29 protein-coding genes and 1 tRNA gene are annotated in these 20496 nt (G+C 70.2%); 16 read left to right on the top strand and 14 right to left on the bottom strand.

Translation table 11 applies throughout. The features are described 5' to 3' along the window. The first annotated feature begins 123 nt into the window (after positions 1 to 123). A complete protein-coding gene (locus ABR738_RS00150; protein ID WP_350227843.1) occupies positions 124 to 978 on the top strand; it encodes an SDR family oxidoreductase in 855 nt (284 codons plus the stop codon). A gap of 45 nt (positions 979 to 1023) precedes the next feature. Here the strand turns inward: ABR738_RS00150 and ABR738_RS00145 are convergent. From ABR738_RS00145 to ABR738_RS00135, 3 genes are all read right to left on the bottom strand, one after another. Then, positions 1024 to 1098: transfer RNA gene (locus ABR738_RS00145), tRNA-Trp, on the bottom strand. A 70-nt stretch (positions 1099 to 1168) separates the two neighbouring features. Then, complete coding sequence (locus ABR738_RS00140) at positions 1169 to 1930, bottom strand: hypothetical protein (RefSeq protein ID WP_350227842.1); 762 nt, start codon at positions 1928 to 1930, stop codon at positions 1169 to 1171. A gap of 98 nt (positions 1931 to 2028) precedes the next feature. After that, positions 2029 to 2502 (bottom strand): hypothetical protein, encoded by a 474-nt coding sequence (locus ABR738_RS00135; protein ID WP_350227841.1) that lies wholly within the window; start codon positions 2500 to 2502, stop codon positions 2029 to 2031. Positions 2503 to 2949: 447 nt separating this feature from the next. Here ABR738_RS00135 and ABR738_RS00130 point away from each other — a divergent pair, with 447 nt between their 5' ends. Both ABR738_RS00130 and ABR738_RS00125 read left to right on the top strand, forming a co-directional pair. After that, positions 2950 to 3687, top strand: coding sequence for a hypothetical protein (locus tag ABR738_RS00130; protein ID WP_350227840.1), 738 nt, complete (start codon positions 2950 to 2952; stop codon positions 3685 to 3687). Continuing rightward, positions 3684 to 4622, top strand: a complete 939-nt coding sequence (locus ABR738_RS00125) for a hypothetical protein (protein ID WP_350227839.1) — start codon at positions 3684 to 3686, stop codon at positions 4620 to 4622. Before ABR738_RS00130 ends, ABR738_RS00125 begins: the two co-directional genes overlap by 4 nt. Before the next feature lie 215 nt (positions 4623 to 4837). Here ABR738_RS00125 and ABR738_RS00120 read toward each other — a convergent pair whose 3' ends face one another. Then, complete coding sequence (locus ABR738_RS00120) at positions 4838 to 5122, bottom strand: hypothetical protein (protein ID WP_350227838.1); 285 nt, start codon at positions 5120 to 5122, stop codon at positions 4838 to 4840. Positions 5123 to 5257: 135 nt separating this feature from the next. On the opposite strand from ABR738_RS00120, the gene ABR738_RS00115 reads away from it, so the two are divergent. Continuing rightward, the gene (locus ABR738_RS00115) at positions 5258 to 5737 is read left to right on the top strand and encodes a hypothetical protein (protein WP_350227837.1); all 480 of its coding nucleotides are present in this window, start codon (positions 5258 to 5260) and stop codon (positions 5735 to 5737) included. Positions 5738 to 5752: 15 nt separating this feature from the next. Here ABR738_RS00115 and ABR738_RS00110 read toward each other — a convergent pair whose 3' ends face one another. Both ABR738_RS00110 and ABR738_RS00105 read right to left on the bottom strand, forming a co-directional pair. Next, positions 5753 to 6004 (bottom strand): hypothetical protein, encoded by a 252-nt coding sequence (locus tag ABR738_RS00110; protein WP_350227836.1) that lies wholly within the window; start codon positions 6002 to 6004, stop codon positions 5753 to 5755. A gap of 41 nt (positions 6005 to 6045) precedes the next feature. Beyond that, positions 6046 to 6492, bottom strand: coding sequence for a hypothetical protein (locus tag ABR738_RS00105; protein ID WP_350227835.1), 447 nt, complete (start codon positions 6490 to 6492; stop codon positions 6046 to 6048). A 223-nt stretch (positions 6493 to 6715) separates the two neighbouring features. On the opposite strand from ABR738_RS00105, the gene ABR738_RS00100 reads away from it, so the two are divergent. Next, the gene (locus ABR738_RS00100) at positions 6716 to 7399 is read left to right on the top strand and encodes a hypothetical protein (protein ID WP_350227834.1); all 684 of its coding nucleotides are present in this window, start codon (positions 6716 to 6718) and stop codon (positions 7397 to 7399) included. Positions 7400 to 7455: 56 nt separating this feature from the next. Here ABR738_RS00100 and ABR738_RS00095 read toward each other — a convergent pair whose 3' ends face one another. From ABR738_RS00095 to ABR738_RS00085, 3 genes are all read right to left on the bottom strand, one after another. Beyond that, the gene (locus ABR738_RS00095) at positions 7456 to 7848 is read right to left on the bottom strand and encodes a restriction endonuclease (protein ID WP_350227833.1); all 393 of its coding nucleotides are present in this window, start codon (positions 7846 to 7848) and stop codon (positions 7456 to 7458) included. Then, positions 7845 to 8312, bottom strand: coding sequence for a bifunctional DNA primase/polymerase (locus ABR738_RS00090; RefSeq protein ID WP_350227832.1), 468 nt, complete (start codon positions 8310 to 8312; stop codon positions 7845 to 7847). Before ABR738_RS00090 ends, ABR738_RS00095 begins: the two co-directional genes overlap by 4 nt. Positions 8313 to 8787: 475 nt before the next feature. Further along, the gene (locus tag ABR738_RS00085) at positions 8788 to 9516 is read right to left on the bottom strand and encodes a TnsA-like heteromeric transposase endonuclease subunit (RefSeq protein WP_350227831.1); all 729 of its coding nucleotides are present in this window, start codon (positions 9514 to 9516) and stop codon (positions 8788 to 8790) included. 247 nt (positions 9517 to 9763) lie between these two features. On the opposite strand from ABR738_RS00085, the gene ABR738_RS00080 reads away from it, so the two are divergent. Genes ABR738_RS00080 through ABR738_RS00070 form a run of 3 tightly spaced genes read left to right on the top strand, consistent with a single transcriptional unit; the run spans position 9764 to position 11953 of the window. Then, positions 9764 to 11011, top strand: coding sequence for an NsdA family TPR-like regulatory protein (locus tag ABR738_RS00080; RefSeq protein WP_350227830.1), 1248 nt, complete (start codon positions 9764 to 9766; stop codon positions 11009 to 11011). Between the two features lie 7 nt (positions 11012 to 11018). Then, entirely contained in the window at positions 11019 to 11576 is a 558-nt protein-coding gene (locus ABR738_RS00075) for a GNAT family N-acetyltransferase (protein ID WP_350227829.1), read from the top strand. Positions 11577 to 11596: 20 nt separating this feature from the next. Next, positions 11597 to 11953: a hypothetical protein gene (locus ABR738_RS00070; RefSeq protein ID WP_350227828.1), complete on the top strand. Its 357-nt coding sequence runs from the start codon at positions 11597 to 11599 to the stop codon at positions 11951 to 11953. A 17-nt stretch (positions 11954 to 11970) separates the two neighbouring features. On the opposite strand, the gene ABR738_RS00065 is transcribed toward ABR738_RS00070, so the two are convergent. Continuing rightward, positions 11971 to 12384, bottom strand: coding sequence for a MarR family transcriptional regulator (locus ABR738_RS00065; RefSeq protein WP_350227827.1), 414 nt, complete (start codon positions 12382 to 12384; stop codon positions 11971 to 11973). Further along, on the bottom strand, positions 12381 to 12902 hold the full coding sequence (locus ABR738_RS00060) for a MarR family transcriptional regulator (RefSeq protein ID WP_350227826.1): 522 nt from the start codon (positions 12900 to 12902) through the stop codon (positions 12381 to 12383). Before ABR738_RS00060 ends, ABR738_RS00065 begins: the two co-directional genes overlap by 4 nt. An 864-nt stretch (positions 12903 to 13766) precedes the next feature. Between ABR738_RS00060 and ABR738_RS00055 the strand changes: the two genes are divergently transcribed. Beyond that, positions 13767 to 14168 carry an SPDY domain-containing protein gene (locus tag ABR738_RS00055; RefSeq protein ID WP_350227825.1) on the top strand — a complete coding sequence of 134 codons (402 nt, stop codon included), beginning with the start codon at positions 13767 to 13769 and terminating at the stop codon, positions 14166 to 14168. Between the two features lie 77 nt (positions 14169 to 14245). On the opposite strand, the gene ABR738_RS00050 is transcribed toward ABR738_RS00055, so the two are convergent. After that, positions 14246 to 14851, bottom strand: a complete 606-nt coding sequence (locus ABR738_RS00050; protein ID WP_350227824.1) for a hypothetical protein — start codon at positions 14849 to 14851, stop codon at positions 14246 to 14248. Positions 14852 to 14922: 71 nt separating this feature from the next. On the opposite strand from ABR738_RS00050, the gene ABR738_RS00045 reads away from it, so the two are divergent. Beyond that, positions 14923 to 15141, top strand: a complete 219-nt coding sequence (locus ABR738_RS00045) for a hypothetical protein (protein ID WP_350227823.1) — start codon at positions 14923 to 14925, stop codon at positions 15139 to 15141. A gap of 32 nt (positions 15142 to 15173) precedes the next feature. Here the strand turns inward: ABR738_RS00045 and lexA are convergent, their stop codons facing one another. Beyond that, a complete protein-coding gene (lexA, locus tag ABR738_RS00040) occupies positions 15174 to 15830 on the bottom strand; it encodes a transcriptional repressor LexA (RefSeq protein ID WP_350227822.1) in 657 nt (218 codons plus the stop codon). 349 nt (positions 15831 to 16179) lie between these two features. On the opposite strand from lexA, the gene ABR738_RS00035 reads away from it, so the two are divergent. Then, a complete protein-coding gene (locus tag ABR738_RS00035) occupies positions 16180 to 16416 on the top strand; it encodes a hypothetical protein (protein WP_350227821.1) in 237 nt (78 codons plus the stop codon). A gap of 400 nt (positions 16417 to 16816) precedes the next feature. On the opposite strand, the gene ABR738_RS00030 is transcribed toward ABR738_RS00035, so the two are convergent. Next, entirely contained in the window at positions 16817 to 17131 is a 315-nt protein-coding gene (locus ABR738_RS00030; RefSeq protein ID WP_350227820.1) for a hypothetical protein, read from the bottom strand. A 605-nt stretch (positions 17132 to 17736) separates the two neighbouring features. Here ABR738_RS00030 and ABR738_RS00025 point away from each other — a divergent pair. The 5 genes from ABR738_RS00025 to ABR738_RS00005 form a co-directional block, all read left to right on the top strand. Continuing rightward, a complete protein-coding gene (locus ABR738_RS00025; protein WP_350227819.1) occupies positions 17737 to 18072 on the top strand; it encodes a hypothetical protein in 336 nt (111 codons plus the stop codon). A gap of 2 nt (positions 18073 to 18074) precedes the next feature. Continuing rightward, the gene (locus ABR738_RS00020) at positions 18075 to 19145 is read left to right on the top strand and encodes a hypothetical protein (RefSeq protein WP_350227818.1); all 1071 of its coding nucleotides are present in this window, start codon (positions 18075 to 18077) and stop codon (positions 19143 to 19145) included. Positions 19146 to 19171: 26 nt separating this feature from the next. Further along, positions 19172 to 19648: a hypothetical protein gene (locus tag ABR738_RS00015; RefSeq protein WP_350227817.1), complete on the top strand. Its 477-nt coding sequence runs from the start codon at positions 19172 to 19174 to the stop codon at positions 19646 to 19648. Between the two features lie 67 nt (positions 19649 to 19715). Further along, positions 19716 to 20054 (top strand): hypothetical protein, encoded by a 339-nt coding sequence (locus ABR738_RS00010; RefSeq protein ID WP_350227816.1) that lies wholly within the window; start codon positions 19716 to 19718, stop codon positions 20052 to 20054. A gap of 69 nt (positions 20055 to 20123) precedes the next feature. Next, the coding region (locus ABR738_RS00005; protein WP_350227815.1) for a hypothetical protein at positions 20124 to 20496 on the top strand (373 nt) is incomplete at its 3' end.

The following is a 20496-nucleotide window of genomic DNA, read 5'->3' as shown; positions in this document are numbered from 1 at the left end:
GGGTGGCCGCCCTTCGCGTTCCACGCTGACCTGCAACGCGCCAGAACAACCCCGTGCGCAAACGGAGTTGGACGTAAATCGAACCCCGCGAGGCCTCGTCGACACCGCACTACGGTGGCCCGTATGACGACTCTGATCATTGGCGGCAGCGGCTTCCTGGGCACCGAACTGACCCGGCAGGCGACTGCGGCCGGACACAGCACGGTAGCCACCTACGCCACCGCGCCCGGCGACCCGGCCCAGGCCAAGTGGCACCTGCTCGACCTGGAACAGCCAGGCCAACTCGAACAGGTGCTGGCCGACGTACAGCCCACGCTGGTGGTGAACGCCGCAAGCAGCAAGGCCTCCTGGACGGTGACGGCTCAGGGCCCCATCAGGATCGCCATGGCCGCCGCCCAGCACGGCATCCGCCTGGTGCACGTCTCCTCCGACGCCGTGTTCTCCGGCGACGGCCGCGTGCACTACGACGAGACGTGCCTTCCCGACCCCACCCTGCCGTACGGGGCGATGAAGGCGGCTGCGGAAGCCGGAGTGCTGGCCGTGAACCCGCAGGCAGTCGTCGCCCGTACTTCGCTGATCATCGGCCGGGGGCAGTCCGTACACGAGCGGGCCGTGCACGAGATGGCCGCCGGAACGCGCGAAGGGGCCCTGTTCACCGACGACATCCGCTGCCCGGTCTTCGTCGAGGACCTGGCCGCCGCCCTTCTGGAACTGGCCGCGGCAGAGGCGGCCGGCATCCGCCACCTTGCCGGGGCCGATGCGGTCAGCCGACACGAACTGGGCACCCTCATCGCCGGACGCGACGGCCTGGACGCCTCCCGGCTCCCTGCCGGGCTGCGGGCGCGTACCAGCCTGCCGGGAGCCCTCGACGTACGTCTGGACAGCCGGGCCACCCAGCAGGAGCTGCGCACGAAGCTACGCGGCGTACGCGAGTTCTGCACCGCCGAAGTCTCGGGCGCAGAAGCGGACGGTGCCTGAGCAAAGTGGCCGGGCCCCCAGATCAGGGGTCCGGCCACTCAAGGGCAGGGGCGGCAGGATTCGAACCTGCGGCGTGCGGGTTTGGAATCCGCTGCTCTGGCCGGCCTGAGCTACGCCCCCTCGCTGTAGGGGGAGCTTGGCACGCCCTCGCCCGCCCGGGCCACCGGATATCCGCGAGCGCGGGGCGCGTTCAGCGCTGGGCGGCGATGGTGTCGGCGAAGTACTCGCAGTCGGTGGCGGTGAGCGTGAACGTCACCGTGGTGCCGACGTCTGCGAGCTGGGGCTGGGCGGGGATGTTGAGTTCAAGCAGCCGCCGGGCGTCCTCGGCCGAGCAGTTCAGGGATACCGAGCCGTGGGGGTGCCCGGCCCACAGCGCGCCGGGCGCGATGCCCAGGCGGTGGCGCAGGGCGAGGAGCAGGCGCTGGCTGGGGGCCTGGTCGTCGCCCCCGGCCGGACGGCAGCCGTCGATGACGTCGTCGAGGCGGGACTGGTGGGCGCGCTCGACCTCGTGGTCCGGCGGCACGGGCACGGGGGAGGGCTGGTGGCAGTGGATGTTGCGGGTCCAGCGCAGCCGGCTGTCGCAGTCGGCGACGCGCAGCGGGGTGCGGGCCTGCGCGGCGAGCGCCTCGGTCATGCGCCGGCCGGTGGTGGCGTGCAGCAGGTCGTGGGTGCCCCGGCCGTCGACGTACAGGGACAGCACGGTGCCGTCGGCGGTCAAATCCAGGCCCTCGAGGTGCAGGTTGACCATGAGGCGGTGCAGCGCGGGATCGGCGGCCCGGTTCGTCGCCGCGCCCGCGGCCACCGTCTCCCAGGCGGGGCGCACCAGATCGGCGAGGAGCTGGCAGGTCGCCTCGACCACGTCGGCGTCGCGGTGGTCGTCGGGGTGGAAGTGCCAGCGCACGCCGTCACCGGTCAGCGGGACCAGGAATTCGGGCGGCACGGTGTGGAGCACGAGAAGGCCTTTCGGGGACGGTGGCGCCTTCAGGGTAAGGGAGTGCCGGGCCCGACGGCAGTTGTCCGCCGGCTACACCGCACCAGACCTGCAGGCCGTCACCGCTCCCTGAACGGGGCCGTGCCCACCGCCAGACCCGCACGCGCGACGGCGGCGGACACGGTCTCCATCAGATCGCCTGTCTTGCCTGCCCCAGTGCCAGACACCAGCCCCAGGTCGTCGCCTGCGTAGATGAGGACGCATCCCAGCTTCTGGGCCGCGCGGCGCCATCCCGGCGGCAGCGTGAGACGCAACGGGTGCAGGAATGGGGCGCTCAGGCGCGGCGAATGGACGCTCAGCAGGCCTTTGGACAGACGTACCTGCCACCCCTCGGCCGCAGGTACGGACAAGGTGCTGTTGCGCGGCGCCAGGTGGAGACCGGCACCGAGCGCGGCGGCGACGAACGTGGTGACGGTGTCGGACCCCGATGCCGTCACCTGCTGCTGCGGGTCTTGCAGCAGCAGGTGCGGGATCGCCCCCTCGGGATGGTCGAGGAGCGCGGCCTGAGCGTTCACGGTGGTGGTGATGGGCATGGCCACATCCTCGCGGAACCGGCGTCCTAACAAGATGCTGTTGGCGCCGGGCCACCCGATCGTGCGGTCAGTCGACGCCACAACGACTGGGTTCGGTGACAAACGGGCTGGGTTCCTTGGCAACGTACAGAGACACCGCACATCCAGGTGTGTCCGACCGTCGTGTCTTGAAAATAACAGCAAACAGCCAAGAGCCCAGGTGTACGGGTCGGCCGGGGTGGGGGAGCGCGTGGCCCGGAGGCCGGAGGGGCGCAATGTTCGTTACGAGGCGGCACGTTCGTTTCGGTTCGACACGAGCCGAAACGATGGGCTGGCTGGAGGACGGGGTGCGGTGATCGCTAGCTACTTGCTGTTATTAAGTGACACGACGGTCGGACACGGCGCATACTTTCGCCAGCGCGGAACCCTCCGCGGCCCGACGGGTGCTGTGCGAAGGAGATGGCGGCGTTGTCCAAGCTGACCCGAGTGGAACTCAGCGAACTGCCCCGCAAGCCGGTGGGCGGCATCGAGATCCAACGCAGCTGGTCCCGCCTGGTCGCCACCTACTGGGCCGTCAGCGGCCTGTTCACCACGCTCAACGAGCTGCGCGCCGCGCAGGACGACATGCGCGGCGCGATCTCCGAAACCCATCGCGACCAGGCCCGCGCCGCCATCGTGTTCACCGCCGCCGGCATCGACGCCTGTCTTCGCACCCTGCTGCGCGACGCCCTGCAGACCCTCCTGCAAACTGACGGCCCCGCGCACGGCGCCTTCATCCGGCACTTCATGCGCAAGGACGGCGGCCGGCTGGCCGGCGAGCTCTCCTCGGCCACCAAGAAGGCGATCGTGGACATCGACCCGCGCTCCGCGCTGATCGACCTCTACGTCGCGGATCTGACCGGCTCCAGCATCCAGGGCTCCAAGGAGCTGGCCAACTGCCGCTCCGCCCTGGGCCTGGACGATGACCCCGCCCTGGCCGACGCGATACTCAAGAGCCACCAGCCCTTCTTCAACGCCCGTCACGAGGTCGTCCACGAACTCGACCTGGTCGACCCGTCGGGCAAGGGCACCCGCAGTCGGCGTCACCGCGACATCACCGTCGTCGGCGAGCAGTGTGACGGCGCGCTGCGCCTGATGTACGACTTCATCGCCCCCACGGCCCGCGCGGTGCGCCAGGTACAGCGCGAACTCGGAGATACGGCATGACCGTTCCCCCCCGGGCCCGCGCCGCCATCGGGCAGTTCACTGCCACACTCAAAGCCGCATCGACCCGCCGACAGCGCTCTGCCCTCCTCGGCGAGTATCTGGCCTGGACTGCCGCCACCAGGCAGTACGGCACACACCAGGTCGCGACCGTGGACCTCTTGGACCAGGACAATGCCATCGCCTGGCTCACCGCGGCCCGCCGCGGCGCCACTCGCCGCCGACCCGGCCTTGACGGCCCCACCACCCGGGCCTCGGTCAACTCGATGGCCGCGCGCACCAGCTGCCTCAACGCCTTCTCCCGGCACTGCGGTCGCCCGCTCGAGCTGACCCCGCCCGCTCCCGAGTTCGCCGACCGGCTCACCCCTCGCGAGGCACACCGCACCTTGCGCATCCTCTCCGGCGACCCTCCGGCCGGGATGCTCCAGGCCACCTGGGAACGCACCGTCGCCGTCATCGCGCTCGCCATCGCCACCGGCCACGGCATGTCCGCGCTGCACCCGCTGCGCCTGGCCGACCTCGACCTCGAGCGGAAACCGCTGCCGCGCGTCCGGGTCGGCGAGCAGTGGTACCCGATCATCGACGCCGTCAGCCGCGACGCCCTCACCCGCTGGACGGCCACCCACCAGGCGCTCACCGCCGGACACTTGAAGGTGCTGCGCGGCGGCGACGTCGAAGAGCTGTGGGTCACCACCGCCCCCGGCCGCCCCCGCGCCGGCCAAGTCGCGCCCCCGGCCGGGCTCCCGGCCGCCATACGCACCCTGGAGGCGTCCCACCGCAAGCTCACCGCCCTCGCGCTCGGCAGCCCCCTGCTCCTGGAACAATTCTGCGCCGTCGAGGACGACGAAGCCCCACCCCGCAGCGCCAGGACAGCGCAAAGGCCAGGCGCTGCGCCCGTGGGCGCAGCGCCTGGCCCCAATGGCCAGACCGAAGCCTGATCGCGAAGGCCAGGTTCCCGCCGGTCCAGCCGACGATTGAGCTTGTCCTCCGCTTCCGGGTCCGCAAGGCCCGGCGTGCACACACATTCCCTCGACCCGGGCGAGGAGGTCAAGCGCCTTCGCGGACCTCCCCCACCCCGGCCAGGAACCCGCCCGCGGGCGGCCCGTATCGGGGTGCTGGTAAGAACGCTGTCACCAGCCACAAACGACAGCCGTCAAGGTTGCTCGTCCCCGCGGAACTTCCGCAGCCACTCGGTGGGGTCGACTTCGTGGAACGTACGGCCGGTCAGTTCACCCAGCAGCTCGGAGTTCCCCGTGTCCATCGCCATCATGATGGCGGTGCCCTTCAGCGCGGCGCTGACGGTGAGCAGGTCTTCGTCGCTGTACTCGTCCAGGTGCCAGCCGACGTCACCCATCCGTTCGACCAGCAGCCGCAACATACCCGCAGTGCTCGCGGCCTGGCGGGCGACGGCGGCAAGTTCCTCGTTTCGGTTCTCCACATCCCCAGCATGAGCTGCTGAACGCGACCCCGCCGCACGGCACCGCGAGCGGCACCCGTCGTTTGCGGCTGGTGACAGCGTTCTTACCAGCACCCCGTATCGCACGCCTGCGGCCTCTACGTATGGTGTGGCGGCATGACATCACGGCTCGACAACGTACTCGGCGCGCTCTCGCTTCAAGACCGTCTGGAGATCGTGCGGCGAGTCCGGGCCGGGTCCTTGACCTTGCAGAACGGCGACCGGGTGCGGGCCACCCACCGGCTGCGCGGGACCTACCTGGACGAGGACCTGGAGACGGAGGGCGAAGACTGCCACGAGCCGTACGACGTGCCCGCCGGCGCGCTCGGCCGCCTGCTCCGGGTCCGGCGCTACGTCACCCCGTTCCCGTACCACGTGCTCTTCGACAGCGGCATCGAGCTGAGCCTGGCCGCGGGCGCCGTCGAGCGCACCGACGAGCAGCCCTCCGACTTCGAGCGCGAGCAGGACGAGACGCTCTGGCACATCCCGGAGGGCGAGTACCTTCGCGGCCGATGCTCGCGGTGGATCGACCGGGTTGCCCGGCCCTGCCCGCAGTTCACCCGCCACCAGGGGCCGTGCGGGCTGCCGCCGCGGTGACCCCGGCCGGCTCTCCTACAGTTCGTCGACGCGGGCGACCTGGCACATGTAGCCCTGCCCGGCCGCCGACCACGGTCCCTGGGGCACGTACCCGGCGCTTGTGAGCGTCAGCTCGGCCTGGTCGGCGTCGAACGCCTCGAGCGCGGGAAGTTCGAACGTGTCGGCGATCTCCATTCGCTCGTCGAGCACGTTGACCTGGTAGCCGTGCGGCGTCCGCCCCTCCACGGGAAGCGAGTTCGGTGTGCAGCTGGCGTACAGCTCGGACATCGGCGCCAACCCTTCGTCGGTCACGGGACGGCCGGGGCGGGTCACAGGACGCTCCCGCTCTGCCGACGCAGGCGGCCGGTCTCAGCGATGGCGACCTCCAGCCCGGCGGCGATCCGGTCGCCGTCCTCGTGGAGCAGGTCGGCCTGCTTCTCGCAGCGGCGCAGCCGGTCCTGCAGGAGCGCGCCGCGCAGCGCCGAGGAACCGCCCTCGGTGTCGGGCGCGAGGGCGACGACCGTGCCGTAGAAGCCGTGCATCACGTCGTCGAGGTGCTCGGTGCCGTCCGGATCGCCGGGCGTGGACGTGATGCTGCGGGTGAGGATCTCGGCCGCAGCGAGCAGGTAGCCCGCAGCGATCGCCGGGCGCTCGTAGGCGCCACCGAAGTCGGGGTCGATGTGCAGGGCCCGGAGCGCGTCCTGGATCTTCCGTACAGCGTCGGGTACTTCAGGGGCCTCGTCGGTGTCGTCGAGGGTGGCTTCCTGGGGGTTCATGCCGGGCAGCGTAGCGACTGGAGCCAGGTGCGTTGATGGGAAGTCCCGAACGGAGTGGGGTTCCGGGGAGCGGGAGGGACTCGCCCTCGCGCTCCCCGGAACCTGCGGACAGTTGCCCTTTGCCGACAGAGGCCCTACGGATCGGCACCCGGGCCGGGCTCGATCGTTGCACTCCACGACGCCCCGCCGACCGGCGCGGGCCGGACAGTGGGAGGGCTCCCGGGTGAGCGAGATCGATTCGTACGACGAGCTGAAGAAGCAGATGGCCGCCGCGAAGGATCGCTTCGCCTCCGAAGTCGACGGCGCGACGATGACCGTGGTCAAGGACGAAGGTGTGCACCGCCATCTCACCTTCCGGTTCCCGAAGGCGTCCTGGGACTGGTTCGAGGTCGTCACGTGGCCCGGCGTGCTGACCCTGCGCGGCGGGCTGGGCTGCTGGTCCTTCACCCGCAGCGAGGACATGCTCGACTTCTTCCGGCCGGGCCCGAACCGCGAGCGGATCGACCCCCTCTACTGGGCGGGCAAGCTGGTCCCCGGCTCAGGCAGCGAGGTGAAGGTGTACGACGAGGGCCGGGCCCGCGCCTACGTGCGCCAGGCCGTCGCCGAAGCCGTGGAGAGGCACGAGCACATCCGGGCCGAGGACGCCGAGGAGTGGCTGTTCTCGGAGTTCAGCTACGCGGAGTGGGACAGCGAGGCGGCACTGATGCGCACGCTGGGCTGGTTCGAGGGCCGCGTCGACGCCGAACGCCCGGTGGGCGGCTCTGTGGAGAAGTTCACCGCCTCTGAGTTCCACTTCCCGGTACAGGACTGGGACTTGTACCGCTACAGCGACTGGTTCCTGCTCTCCTGCGTGGTACTGCCCTGGGCCGCCGAGCAGTACGACGCCGCCCTGGTGCCCGTCGGCTGACGGCCCTGCTTCAGACGGCGGCTGGCTCGCCTTCGTCCTCACGGGTGGCGGCACCTTCACGAGTACAGGGCCGGCTCCGGTGTTGCCTCGACGAGCCGGTCGAGGCGTTCGTATAGGGCGCGCAGCAGCCGGGCCTTGTTCTGCACGCTGCGCAGGGTCGAGGAGGGGCCTGGCAGTCGGTCGGCCGCTTCGCTCAGCACAATCTCAGCGAACAGTCGCTTCCCGTCGTCGTCACTGAGGCGGGCGGCGTACTGGCGGACGTCGTCGGCGACGACGTGCGCGGCGCCAGAGAGCAGGAGGCCGACCTGCTCGTAGCCGCCGGCATCGAGGACGGCCGCATCGGACCAGGCGAGCACGGTGCGCACCAGCTGCTCGTGCGTCTCGCGGTCCAGGGGTAGTTTGCCGATCTGGCCGCTCGAGTCGAGGAGCACGTCGAAGGTGTCGGTCATGAGGCCACCGTCTGCCGATCGTCCGCGTCCCGCTTACGCAGCGCGCCGACCAGCCGGTGGGCATCCCACAGCCGGGACGCCCCGGGGACGGGTTCGCTGATCCAGTGGGCCGCGGCCGACCCGTGCCCGCTGAGCGGCACGAGGACCTGGTGACCGTCGGAGAGTACGCGGACGCCGGGGAGCCCGTCGGCTGCGGCCGCGGTGCCCGCCGGCACCATCACGTACAGCCTGCTGCTCAGGTGGTCGGCGAGAACCGGGTAGCCCTCCCCAGCCTCGACGTCTAGGAGGTCGAGCGCCTCCAGGCCGCGCTCCAGCGGATGCACGGCGATCGCGTCCCAACCCGTCCCGCAGCGCGCCCAGTGAGTGGTGCTGGAACTGCGCAGCCACCGCTGCCTGGTCTGGTCGTCCACGGTGGCTTTCGAGGCCCAGGTGGCACGGCGTTCGCCGTGGTCGGAGTTCTGCACGGGTTCTCCCGGATCGGCTGTCGTCTCGGTACTCCTAGACAACCGCCACCCGTACGGGTGGTGCCCTGCACCGTACGGAGACTCACCCCCAGCTCATCCGCCTTCGCCTGGGCCCGCTCCACCAGCGAAAGGGACGAAGGGTCGTACTCCGGTCGCCCGGGCGTGCCCGGCTCGGCGTCGGGCGGTAGCCCGGTCTCCACCTCCACGATGTGGCGTTCCCACTCCCTCGCAGCCGCCCCCGCGGCCTCCGGCAGCGTCGCCAGCAGACCGAACGGCTCCAGCGCGGGCAATGGCTCCGTGCCGGTGACCGCGAAGTCTGGCGCCGCCATCAGATACGAGGCCAGCACCACCGACTCCACTCCGCCTTGCGAGCGCAGCCGTACCGACGTCCCTGCCAGCGCCACCACCTGGTGATCGCCGTCCTGGTAGGTGATCCAGTCCCCAGGCCGCAGCACCGAGGCGTTCTGGCCGGCCATCACCGCACCACCCCCGACGATACGAGCGAGCCCGCGTGCAGTGGCACGGACACATCCACCGCCAGCTCGTGCGACCACAGCAGATGGAACAACACCGGCAGCACCGAGATCGGGTCCCCCACCGCCGCGGCCCCGTCGACCAGAGGCAGCGGTTCGGCGAAAACCTCCCGCAGCGCGGAGGCGACCGGTTCCACCCGGTGCCGCGGTGTGCGGTAGCCCGCCAGCCACCGCACGTTCCGGACCATGATCTCGTCCGGCGCCCCGACCAGCCGGAACTCCCACCCCACCCGGGCGCAGGCATCGCGCGTCGCCTCGAACTTCACCCAGTCCCGAGGCCCTCGCCGGTCCGCCGGGCGGCAGTCGATCACGACCGCCGAGCCGTCAACACGGCGGGCGAAGTAGTCCGGAGCGTGGGAGATCCCCTTGCCGCTGTCCGACGCCCAGAACAGCCAGAACGGCTGGGAGGACACCCCCACCACGGTCGGGTCGAAGTCCAGCAGCATCACGTGATCGCGCTCCAGCCAGGACTCGTACCCGACGTGCCCGCCGACCGTTGACGACCACCACAGCCCCGGCAGATGCCGCTGCCCCTTGTACGACTTGAACTCGCGCACCGGTACGACGACCTCGAACCGCGTCGCCCACACATCCGCGAGCGGGCGCCGGAACTCCGACCCACCCGGATCGATGTACCCGACCTCGAAGCCCTCCGCCGGAGGCCCTGCCACACCGCCCGGTACCACCCCTAACGCATGCACCACGACCAGCTAACTCCGCCTCTCGATGCAAGGTCACGCTGACCTGTGCAAGATCACGTGCAGCCTAAAGCTGGTCAATGCAAGGTCGACCAGTACCGGACAGGTGGGCTCAGGCCAGTTTGCGGGCAGTTTCCGTAGGGAGACCGGACAGTTTTGCCTACGGGTGACGCGCTCCAGGACTACCGTCACGCGCACGCTCCACACCCCCGGGGGACCGATGGCCAGACGGCGTAACACCGTCCTCGAAGCTCTGCTCGCCGAGTACGACTTCACGCACCGCACGCTGGCCGCCGAGGTCAACCGGGTCGCCGAGGAGCTACTTGGCAAGCCCGGCGACTGCGCCGACCGGCACGTACGTCGGTGGGTCTCCGGTGAGGTGCGCTGGCCATGGACCCGCTACCTTCTGCCGCTGGAACAGATCTTCGACCGTCCAGCCCAGGCCATGGGGTTCGTGCCACGTGGGAAGAACAGCGCCAACCTGCCCGCCCCACCGCTGCTGCCACGGTCGACGCCGGCACAGAAGCAGCAGGAGGAGGGAACCGTGCAGCGCCGCCGTTTCATCACCGCGTCCGCCGCGGCCACCGTCGCGCTCGCCCTGGGCATCGACGACACCCCCACCGGGGGCCGTCTGGCGATGAGCGACGTCCAGCGCGTCCACGAGCGGATCGACAGGATGGACGCCCATTTCTTCTCCATCGGCGGGGGCCCCCTGGTGTCGGTGTCCACTGAGTACATCGCCCGGCTGCGCGGCGCCTTGGACGGCTGCACCTACGGCGAGCGCGTCGAGAAGGCGCTGCACGCCGCGATCAGCAGCCTGTACGCGTCTGCCGGTTGGGCCTGCCACGACAGCGGCAACGCCGACCAGGCCGGGCTGTTCCACGCCGCCGCCCTGCAGTCCGCGATGCTCTCCGCCGACCCCGCCGCCGTCGCCCGTGCCTGGTCTGACCTCTCGCTGCAGGCGCGCCGCGCCGGCCGCCACCGCGAGGCCGTCCAGATCACCCGGGCCGCGCTCGACACCCGCCGCGCCCGCCAGGACCCGCGGATCGCCGCCCTGCTGCATGCCCGCCTCGCCATCGGCCAGGCCCGGACCAACGACCGCACTGGCGCCGCCCGCTCACTGCTCGGAGCCGAGAAGGCGTACGACCGCATCGATCCCACCGCGCCGGCCCCCACGTGGCTGGCGTTCCTCACCCCGGCCGAACTGTCCGGCCTCGCTGCCATCGCCCACCGGGCCCTGGGCCGCTACGACCAGGCTGAGGCCGCCACCGCGCAGGCCCTCGACCTGCTGCCGGAGCCGATGCGCCGCAACCGCACCTACTACACCGTCCAGTTGGCCGAGCTGCAGCTGGCCCAGGCCAAGCACGAGCAGGCCGCGGCCACTGTCGCCGACCTCGACGTTGCCTCCCTCGACAGCCGCAGTATCACCGACCGCCTCGACCGCGTCCGCACCCGTCTCACCGCCTAGGAGCCCCGTGACCGGCATCGACATACGCCACTACGACCACCGCCACGCCGCCGAGCTGCGCCCACTGCTGCTCGACGTCTACGCCGAGGTGTACGCGAAAGCCTCCGAGAACGACCCGTTCGCCGGCGTCGACCGCTTCGCCCAGGGCCTCGACGGCTGGAGCAACCGCCCCGGCTGGACGTGCACCATCGGCTACGACGGTGACCAGGCAGTCGGCTACGCCTACGGCGCCCCACTCCCGCCCGATGCGAAGTGGTGGGGCGGACTGCTCACTTCGGTGCCGACCGATGTCGTCGAGGAGACCGGCACCCGCACCTACGCCCTCTCCGAGCTGATGGTGCGCGTCCCGTGGCGCAAGAGCGGCATCTCACGCCGCCTGCACGACGCTCTACTCGCCGAGCGAACGGAGGAGCGCGCCACGCTCCTGGTCGACCAGGAGCACCCCAAGGTCTGGGCGCTATACGAGTCGTGGGGCTGGATCACGCTCGGAGACCTACGCCCCCGCATCCCGGACGCCCCGCTGTTCCACGCGATGCTGCTCGACCTCCCCCAGTCCACGAACTGAAGTCGAGAAGGGACTTGTACATGCCCATCATCGGCCCCGGCTGGACCGACCCCGAGTACGACGATTACGACCCAGCGTGGAGAGGTCAGGAAACCCCGTTCCGGCGGTGGCTGCTCGAGAAGCTCACTGCCGCCGGGAACCCCTGCGCCGCCGACATCGCGTGCAGCTACGCGCCGGACAACCGGTATAACGGGCTCGGCAAAGGGGACTGCTACGACCTTGCCGTGATGACCGGCTGTACGTACGAGGAGGTGCAGGCCGCGCATCAGAAGGACCTCGCCGTGTTCAAGGAGGAGCAGCGGCTCCTGATGGAACACCCGGAGCTGGTCGTGCTCGGCGCCGACCTGGACCGGCTCCAGCGGGGGAACCGTCTTTGAGTTGGCCGGCGCCAGGCCTACACGGATCGGATGGTGCGCCGGCGCCGGGCGTCGGCGTTGCTGACCTTCCGCGGGGCCTCCGCCCGGGTGTCTGGGGTGATCTGCGGGTCGGCGAGGGCGGAGGCAACCAGCTGGCGCAGCGTCGGGTTCGAGCTGAGTACGTAGCGCGCGTTGATGCGGTACTCGCCGGCCTCGTCCCGAACAAGCAGGCCGAGCGCGGTGAGCCGGGCCAGCGCCTCGTAGACCGTGGACTCGGCCAGTTCAACGTCGGCGACGACGTCCTCGACGGGGACGGTGATCGCCGCAAACAGGCCGCCGTTGCGCTCTATCCAGTCGAGTACGCATCGCTGGGCCGCGGACAGCCGCAGCTTGTACAGCGGAGGTGTGACGAACTCGGCCTCTGGGTCGAATGCAGCGGGATCAGCGGTCATCGGCTCGTCTCCCCGGCAGCTCGTCGAAGGGGCGTCGGTTCGGGCAGCACCTCGTCCGGCTCCTTGGCCGCCGCCCTGGCTTTCGCCTTGTCGTCAGGTGCGATTCTAGGCGGTGCGAGACGCTTGGTCGCGGTGACCTGGGTGCTACCCGCGCCCTCCCAGTACCGTAGCGGCGTCAGCTGGTAGGCAGCGGCCCTGGCGCTCGGCTTGAGCAGGATCCCGAGCCTGACAAGTCGCGACAGGGATTTTTTGCACGTCGACTCGTTGGCGCTGATCTCGTTGGCGAGGCTGGCCGGGGTCAGCCGGATGTAGGCGTTCGCGCCGCCGTTTTCGCGGAGGAAGTCCAGGGTGTCCCACTCGGCGCCGGTCAGGTTCAGCTTGTACAGCGGGGTCTCGGCGCCGATGGACTGCATCGTGAAGCCCCTGCCCTCGAAGTCATGGGCGACCCGGGGCTTGGGGTCGACGACCTCTCCAGTCTCCTCGTCGACGAGGAGCAGAGGGCGTTTCCGTGTCGGCATTCCGCTGTGCTCCGTCCGCGTGCGCTAAGGGACACTTTTCTGCCCCTTAGCTCCGATGAACAACCCCTACCGGCGGAACAGTAGCTGACCCTTCTCCGGAAAATGGCCCCTTGCTTCGTGCACTCTCAGGTTTTGCCGCCGAATGATCAACCAGCCGGTCGGGCAAGGCATCAGATGGGGCGTCAGCCCTGGCCAGGGCTAAGGGCCGGTTTTCCGCTCCCTACGGGATAGTTTTCCGCCCCTTAGTAGAGCGTTGTTGCAGGTCAGGGGCATGGTGGTCTTCTGTCGGTACACGTGCGCGCGATACCACAGCAGCCGCATGGGGCTCAACGCACCACGCGGGCCGGTCTGTTGGGTGCAGCTCCGCCGAGGGGACGGAGCAAACGCAAGCAGCAAGGAGGAGCGCCGGCAGTTGGCCGCGGGTCTCCAACGGCGTCGCGGGCTGGGCTCGCTTCGCGCGCGGCACCGTCGTCAACTGTCGCTGGTGGACAGCACCAACGCTGCCGAGTCTCGGGTGGCCTGGACCGTGACGATTAAAAGTATGGAAGCGTGGCTGGGGCCGGCGGGGGCGGGCCGAACCTCCCGTGCGCCGCCTGTCGGGCGACAGCTTTCGTCGGGGCGCGCTGTCATGGGCTGAGGTCGTTGCGGGAGGTCGTGGTCGATCAAGGAAGCAAGGCAGCGACGAGGCCGGTGGGCGCGGTGGACGGCGGGCGGTCCGCAAAGACGCCGCCACCCTCTTATCAAGTCCAATTCGGCATCTTTTGGTGGGCGTTGATGTGGTTCGGGTGGTCGAGCTACGGTCCTGGTCACCCGGAACCGGTAGCCGGGCATTTCCGCCGGGACATGAACAAAGGGGACTTGACTATGACGCGCACCCGCATACCCGCGCTCCAGGCCGACGAGGGCGAGCCGTCGGTGGCGATGGACGTCTTGCTGGCGGCGGGCTGGGTCGCACACAGCGACCCGTCGGCGAACTGCCAGCTGGTGGCGCCCGGTGGGGCGGCGCGGCTGGTGTTCCAGCCCGAGTCGGCCGCCTACGCCAGCACCGACGTGCTGTGGCGGGTCGAGGCGGTGACCTTCGAAGTAGGCCCGGACGAGGCCCTGCTGGCGGTCCCGGCGAAGCCGCGCACCTGGTCGGCCACGTTCACCGGCGAGGTACCGGTCGAGCTGATCGCCGCATTCCTGGAGCGCCTGGTCGCCCCCGACGGCATCGACCGCAGCCCCACCGACCCGACCCCCACGGGACCGGCCGCCCTTGCGGCCTGACCCGCCTGGGATAGGCCTGGGTGCGGCCCCGCAGGAACCGGGGCCGCACCCAGGCCGCCCATCGTAGGCCGCGGCGGCTACGGCTGCAGGGCGTCCGCGTCCGGCAGGTGCGACAGGGCTGTGGCGAGTTGCCGCACAGACACCGATCCGGTGTCGGGCAGCCCGGCGTCCTGCCAGGCCCGGCGCGCAGCTTCCTTGTCGCCCTCGGCGGCGGCCAGGACGTTGTCCTTCGCGGCGTGCTCGTGGATCGGGTCGTTGTCCGGGCCGTGGTCGGCGAGGTGGACGACGGTACGCACCTGGCGATTGGCGTTGCCGGACATCTGCTCGTTGAGGCGGTACACCCGCAGCCGGTGCCCGACCAGGGCACGGGCGCGCTCGATCATCGCCCGGCCGGCGTCGGAGTCGCCGCGGTCAGTGCGCAAGTGCTCCAGTTCACCGGAGGTGTTGCGCAGAAGCAGGAGGCCGCGGGTGCTGGTCGCCTCGAGCCGCACGCTAAGCAGGGTGGCCGTGAACTGCTTCGCCGAGTCGAGGCGGGCGAGGTCCTGCCCGACGGTGTCGGCCAGGGTGTAGAGGCTCACCGCCCGGGCGCGGACCTGCTCGGTCCAGGCGGCCTCCTCGTCGGGCGGGCAGGGGCCGACAGCCCGGGCGGCAGCAAGGGTGAGTTCGAGGTCGCGAGCGTTCACGGGTCCATCATCGCGCGCGGCCGCGCGCCTTTCGTACGATGCACGCAGATCAACACCGAGGAGGAGGCCCCATGACCGGCGATCCGTGGCCGTCGATCGTGTGCCCGGAGTGCGCGATGGAGTCGTGGCACCCGAAGGACGTCGAAGAGGGCTACTGCGGGCGCTGCCACTGGTGGACCGGCGACCCGATCCTGTACGCGGCGTGGAAGGCCGATCGGGCCGAGCAGGGCATCCTTTCCGCCGCCCAGGTCGACGGAAGGGAGGCCCGCTCCAGCGGCGCCGTGGGGTGATTGGTGGCCAATCACCCCACGGCGGACGGGTGTTAGTAGGAGCGCATCACCGCGGCGAGCTTGCCGAGGATGACGGCGTCGTCGCCGGGAATGGGCGCGTACGCCGGGTTGTGCGGCATGAGCCAGACACGGCCGTCCTCCCGCTTCAAGCGCTTGACGGTGGCCTCTCCGTCGATCATCGCGGCCACGATGTCGCCGTGATCGGCGCTGTCCTGACGGCGCATGGTCAAAATGTCGCCATCACAGATTGCTGCGCCGATCATGCTGTCGCCGACGACCTTCACGGCGAACAGGTCACCCTCGCCGACCAGGCTGCGAGACACCTCGAGCACGTCCTCGACGTCCTCCTCCGCCAGGATCGGGGCGCCGGCGGCAATGCGGCCCAGGAGCGGCACCCGGGCCACGGTGGGCCGGTGCGCCGTCCGCCCGTCCGAGGGAAGGACGTACGCGCGAGGCCGGTTCGGGTCGTGGCGCAGCGCGTGCTTCTTCTCCAGGGCCTGGATCTGGTAAGCCACCGACGAGGTGCTGCCGAGGCCCACGGCGGCGCCGATCTCGCGCATGGAGGGCGCGTAGCCGTGCCCGCTCTGGAAGGCAGCGATGAAGTCGATGATGGCCTGCTGGCGTGTGGTGAGCTGCCCGGCAGTGCGGGCGCCCGGAGGCTGGCCGGGCTCCAGGGTGGTGGTGTGCATAGTGGTTCCCCCCATCGTGCGGTCGTACTTCCACCGACGGTATCCACTGGCCGTGGATCTTGGAACAAGATTTCGAGTGACGAGCGCGTTCGTAACGCTCCGGTGGCAACCCGTCGCCCCACTGCCCGACTTTGCTACGCAGCGTCGCGCCAGGACGCCGTCATGGCGCAGGGAGCACGGTGCTGCACACCATCGACGGTGCCCCGTACCGGCTCGTCCGGGAGTACCGCATATGCCGCCCGCCTGGCCGACCGACGGTGAACCGCATGTGGACGGCCGTGACAGGTGTTCTCGAGGAACTGCTGCCCACCGGGCGAGAGTTGTCCAACACGAGGGGTAAGTTCACAGCATGACGCCTTCCACGCTGCTCACCCTGTGGCTCGCCAACTGGCTGGTCATGTCGGCCGTCGCGGTCGTCCTGGCGCCGCGGGCCCGGTCCCGCGGCGGGCGCAACCCAGTGGACCTGTGGGAGCTCGAGAACAACCTTCCGGGCCTGATCGCGCTGCTGCTGATCGCGTGGCCCGTGCTGCTGCTGCGCCTGGTCCCGGTGGCGCTGCCGCCGACCTCGGCTCGCCCGCGGCGGTAACCCGGAGCCGGCCGCCGCAGGCACCTGCTCGCGGCGCCGACGCCCGCCTCGTAGAACCGCCTCGGCACCGAGGCACTGAGCGGCTTCGGGCCGCCGGCGCGTCTGGAGGCCGAGGAGTCCATCGACTCCTACGTACTCGGCCCGCTGGTACGGGAGTTGAAGGAGCGAGCGCCTCCACCCCAACGTGTTGGCCTCGCCGCGTGGGCGCGTTGTGGGCCCTGCAGTCCCCGGGAGCGTGTGGCGCTGCGACGTGCGGCCGTGTGTGGCCACGGCGGGCCAATTCCGGCGCCCGGTGGACTCGGAGAGAATTAATCGGACATCAAGGGCGTGCCGCACCGACGCCCTAGGACGACCTGTACAGCCCCCGTTTCGTTCGGGAGCCATACAGGGGGTCCTAGGGCTAGTTGGCGCCGCCCATGCCCCACCAAATTCCGCGTGCGGCGTCGGCCTCGTCGCGGCGCTGGGCCTTGAGGCGCGCGTCCCGCTCCTCGTCACTCTCCTGCCAGACCGTCTCAACCTCGACGCCCTCGTGCCGGTGGAACCGGGCCAGACTCTCGGCTACCGCCTCCGTGCCCTGCTCCTGCTCCCCGTTGTTGAGGTACGTCGTTCCGGTGTGCCGCCCGTTCTTCGCGTACCAGCAGGTGGGGTCGCAGATGCAGGTGTAGGAGTAGCGGACCTTCCAGCGGTTCTTGGTGAGCAGCTCGTTGCGGTTCATTCGGTGCCTCCCCTTTCCCGGCGGGGCTTCTCCCCGCCCCGGTAGCCCAACTATACAACGAAACGCTATATAGAATGTGCCAAGTCGGCTCCAAATGAAGAGATCAACCCCACTCACCCCAGGGCTTCCACATTACCTCATTACGTTGTATGGTCACTATGAACGGGGGCGCCTTCAAAGCCGCCCCGAATGTCCGATTAATTCTCTGCGACCGCGCCACGCGGCGAAGTTGCCCCGACGTGGCGCCACGTTGCCGCGTGTGGCCGGGGAGTGAGGAGCAGGGACTGCTGCCCGCCCCCACGACAGCCAGGCAGCTGGCCGATGAGGGCGGCTTCGGCTCCTGGCGGAGCTTCCGCGTCGCGGCCCCCCGACCCTTGCCGGTCGCCCTCCCGCCGGCGCTCGTCGAGGCGCCGGCCCGCGGCGGCAGCATCGCCAAGCAAGAGCCCCCGCCGCGCGGGCAGGGGCCGTGGGGCCCGCGCCGGTCGGGGCGCTCCCTCGTTCGGGGGGCGCCCAGGCCCGGCGGGGACATTCCCCCATCACCCTCGTATAAATTCCCTTATACGAGGCTGCTTGTCTGAGCGGCCCTCAGCCGAGGAGTGCACTTGATGCCCGAGACGGTCCCCAGCGTTACGGACGTCCGAGAGCTGGCCGAGTTCATCAGCCTGCGCGTCAATGAAGAACACGACGCCGCCCTCGCCGACGAAACCCTGGAGCCCGAAGCCCAGGCCCGGTTCTTCCGTGTCTCGAACTCCAACAAGCACGGCCTCGCGGGTACCGCCGAGTCCATCCTGTTCCACCTCGATCAGGACAACGCCGAGGCGGCCGAGCGAGCGTGGCACCTCCTGACTGGAGCCGGCGAGCAATGGCGCGACCACCCCGACTTCCTCCCGACCTGGCAGAACCCCCAACTGGCGAGCGTCCGCCAGGCCCTTGGAGCCTGACGATGACGCAGCCTCCCATTGCCGATGCCTGGGACGAGCGGCCGGTCGACGACATGCCTCAGATAGCGCGCATGCCGGCCGCCCGCCGAATCCGCCCGGTCGAGTACCCCGGCGACCCGCACTTTCCGCCTGTGGCCAACGGCGTTGACTACCTCGTCAGCGTCGTCGAGCTTCTGCAGCGCGAAGAAGGGCCAGCCAGCGCCCGGGACCTCAAGTACGCGGTGCTGCACCTGGCTGCCGGGACCGAAGTCCTCCTCAAGGCCCGGCTGTTTATGGAGCACTGGAGCCTGGTCTTCACCGACCCCGGAGCAGCCACCCGCGCGGCTCTTGAGGACGGCTCACTGTCCAGTTGCAGCCCGGACCAGACGCGAAAGCGCCTGAAGAACATCGTGGGGATCAACTTCGCCGGCCACGAGGAACAGGCGCTGAAGGACATCGCCGCCAAGCGCAACTCCCTGCAGCACTGGGGGCTGGTAGGAGATCAGGCGAGCGCGGCCTCGGTGGCGTCGACCACCGCCACGGTGCTGAACTTCTTGGTCTCGTTCGTGGACAAGCACCTGCTCCCCGAGCTGAAGGAGCCCGAGCGCAGCGCGGCCGAGCTGGAGATGGAACACGTCCGCGACGGACTCCACTACATCGAGGAGTACGTGCGCGAGCGCATGAAAGACCTGGCGCCGCGGCTCGGCCCGGTCCGGCGTACGACCGTCCGATGCCCGCTGTGCGGGCAGTGGGCACTGGTCGTGCCCGGGTACACCGACGCCCCTGGCGCTGACAGCATCAACGACACGTACAACGTCGAATGCCTCTTCTGCAGCGCGACTCTCAATGCGGTCGAGGCGGCTCACGAGTACAACGCCGTCATACTGGGACGCTACGGGGAGGCCGAGGAGTACGACGGCCCGGAGGGCATCTACACCTGCCCGTTGTGCCCACACGGCCTGCTCGTCCACGGAGTCTCCACGGCGGCCGACCGGGACCGCCCGGTGAACTTCTGCTTCGCCTGCGCGACCGAGCTCGACAGCCCGCCACCGCCCGCACTCCACCGCCCCGGCTGGGGTACGCGAGAGGTCTGATCTTGAGCACTCCCACCCTTCTTCCCGTGCCGGCGCCCCTTGCCCCAACCGGCGACGCGGCTCCGGTGGAGAAGGCCGTCCTCGCCGGTATCGCGGGCGGCTTCGAGCCGGAGACCTTCCTGTGGGTCACCTTCCACCGCCCCGACGGCGGCGCGCGCAGCCGCTACGCCTGGACGGCCGGCGGCGATGCGCTCGGCGACCGCGTGGACCGGCTCGCCACGTCCGCTGGGTGCGACGCCACGGACTGGTTGCACATCGCCGACCGCCACCAACTGACCTCCGCCCGGGGCCGGGTGACGATCTGGGCCTACCCGCTGCGTCCCGTCCTCGCTGACGTACGGGACGGCGTGCGCGGACCAGAAGAACGGCGCGACGGGCTTCGCCGCGTCCTGCACGTGGCCGCCGAGCGCACCGGCCAAGCCCCGCGTACGTACACCCCGCCGTGGCTAGGCTTCGGCCCCCTCCTCACCGCCCACCGGATCCGATCGGCGCCGCCCGCTTGAGACCATACAACGTTACGTTGTATGGTCAGGGCGTAGTGACAACGGCCCACGGGGAGGAACGAACACCATGAACACGAACTGCACCTCGACGTACACGCGAGAGCGCGAGCAGGACGCGACGACGTACACCTGCAGCCGCGAGGCGAACCACCCCGGCTGCCATCGCGCGGCGCACACCGAGACGGTCAACGCGACCCGCCGGGTCCAGAAGTGGGGCACCTGGTTCACCGAGCAGTACACGATCGAGGCGACGATCTGGTGGACCGACTGGGAGGCGTTCCTGGCGGCGCAGCGCACCGCGCCGGACGCGACGGTGCTGGAGCTCGGGGCGCACCTGGCGAGCAAGGAGGCGTGGTACCCCGAGATGCTCGCGCGCCAGCCCCGGTACGCAAAACTGACCGCATGACCGCATGACCGCATGACCGCACGTACCGCGTAGCGGCGCCCCGGCGGACCACCCGCCGGGGCGCCGCTCGTGCTCGCCCACGACCTCCACGCCTGCCAGGACCCCCGCTGCCGCTACGCGCCCGGCATCTCCGCCGTGGCGCTCGGGGCGGCCGACCACGGAGAGCGCATGTACCAGTCCGACCCCGCCGTATTCACCCGGTTCCTCGACGCCCGCCAGGCCGACCCGGACCGCGAGGTACCGCCCGCCGTCCCCCTCGCCGCACTGGTCCGCAGCGACCTGGAGAACCGGCTGCCCGACACCACCGCACCGGGCGGCGAGCTGCGCCGGCTGCTGGCTGCCCTCCCCGTGGAGCAGCCGACGCCGCCCGCCTACGAGGAGGACCAGGCCCTATGCCGCTTGGCGATGTCTGCCGAGACGCTGCGCCAGGCCCTGTTCGTCC

The sequence above is a fragment of the Streptomyces sp. Edi4 genome, from assembly GCF_040253615.1.
In the GTDB taxonomy this organism is placed as follows: domain Bacteria; phylum Actinomycetota; class Actinomycetes; order Streptomycetales; family Streptomycetaceae; genus Streptomyces.
The sequence above is the reverse complement of the archived record's forward strand: the minus strand, read 5'-3'. Positions and strand labels throughout refer to the sequence as shown.